The organism is Mesorhizobium sp. M7D.F.Ca.US.004.01.2.1 (genome assembly GCF_003997785.1).
Lineage (GTDB): Bacteria > Pseudomonadota > Alphaproteobacteria > Rhizobiales > Rhizobiaceae > Mesorhizobium > Mesorhizobium loti.
Genome location: NZ_RZRQ01000659.1, coordinates 1 through 1271, shown reverse-complemented (window position 1 = coordinate 1271; position 1271 = coordinate 1). Strand labels below are relative to the sequence as shown.

Below are 1271 nucleotides of genomic sequence, written 5' to 3'. Positions count from 1 at the left end.
TTTCGGACACATGGCAGCTCGTCATCAACACGGGCACGACCGTCATCACCTTCCTGATGGTGTTCCTGATCCAGAACACCCAGAATCGCGACGGTGCGGCGATCCAGGCCAAGCTCGACGAACTGATCCGGGTCAGCGCCGGCCACAACCACTTCATCGGCATCGAGCACCTGACTGAATCAGAAGTCGAGGAGATCCGCGACAAATGCGAGCGTGCCGCCAAGCGGCACGACGAGCATATCGCCGCCATGGCGGCGAAGAAGGCCGTGGCGCAGAAGCGCAGGCCGAAAAAGCACGCGGCCTGAAGGTCAGCCTTTCATGAACGCGGCGAAAGGCTCCTTGTAGTCGGGATGCCAGCGCGACAAAGCGGGGCGGTTCTCGATGATGTCGCCGATTGCCCAGGCCATGCGCTTTTCATCCAGCGGCCGCGCCGCCTCATTGTCCGGGCACAGGATGTAGAAATCGCCCCTGGTCAGGGCTTCCAACATGAAATCAACGACCTGTTCGCCGGTCCAGGCGCCGGCCGGCTTTTCCGTCGCGCCCTCGGTCAGCCCGGTGAAGGTGAAGCCAGGGATCAGCAGATGGGCCGAGACATGGCCGCCGGCCTCGTTGCGCAGCGCATGCGCCAGGCCTTCGGTGAAGGTCTTCACCCCGGCCTTGGAGACATTGTAGGCAAGGTTGCCGGGCGGCGTGGTGATGCCTTGCTTGGAGCCGGTGTTGATGATCAGGCCAGGCCTGGCCGAGGCCAGCATGTGCGGCGCGAAGGCCTCGACGCCATGCACGACGCCCCAGAAATTGATGTCCAGCAGCCGTTTCCAGGCATCGCGGTTTTCCCAGGGCTTTCCGGGATTGTCGCCGACGCCGGCATTGTTCATCAGCAGCGACACGTCGCCGAAGGCGCCGAACGCCCGTTCGGCGAGACGGTCCACCTCATCCGCCTTCGAAACGTCGGCGGCGACGGCAAGCACGGCATCGTCGCCAGCAATCGCAGAGACGGCGCGCGCGGCGTCGTCAAGGCGCGCGCCGCCAATGTCGGCCAGCACGATCTTCATGCCCATCATCGCAAACCGCTTGGCGGCCGCAAGACCGATGCCGCTGGCGGCGCCGGTGATGACGGCGGCGTTGCCTCGGCCAAGCGCGGGCAGGGCGGTCTGGATTTCGGTGTCGGTGATCATGCGCGATGGGTTCCTTCTCTCGATGGCGCCGAACTTAGCGCTGGAACGGGCTTGCGCAAGCCTCTGCTCGCCTAGTCGGGTTGACCAGTCCGGTCG

The 1271-nt window shown here is 64.7% G+C and carries 2 protein-coding genes; one reads left to right on the top strand and one right to left on the bottom strand.

Annotated elements, in window-relative coordinates; genetic code table 11:
- Positions 1-305, top strand: a 305-nt coding sequence (locus tag EN993_RS35960; protein ID WP_164758062.1) for a low affinity iron permease family protein, incomplete at its 5' end; no start/stop codon positions are given.
- Between the two features lie 3 nt (positions 306-308).
- Here the strand turns inward: EN993_RS35960 and EN993_RS35955 are convergent.
- Complete coding sequence (locus EN993_RS35955; RefSeq protein WP_109668214.1) at positions 309-1175, bottom strand: SDR family NAD(P)-dependent oxidoreductase; 867 nt, start codon at positions 1173-1175, stop codon at positions 309-311.
- Positions 1176-1271 lie beyond the last annotated feature (96 nt).

Bases quoted from the DNA above. Each gene is read 5' to 3' on its own strand.
- EN993_RS35955 (WP_109668214.1), bottom strand. From the start codon at position 1,175: ATGATCACCGACACCGAAATCCAGACCGCCCTGCCCGCGCTTGGCCGA.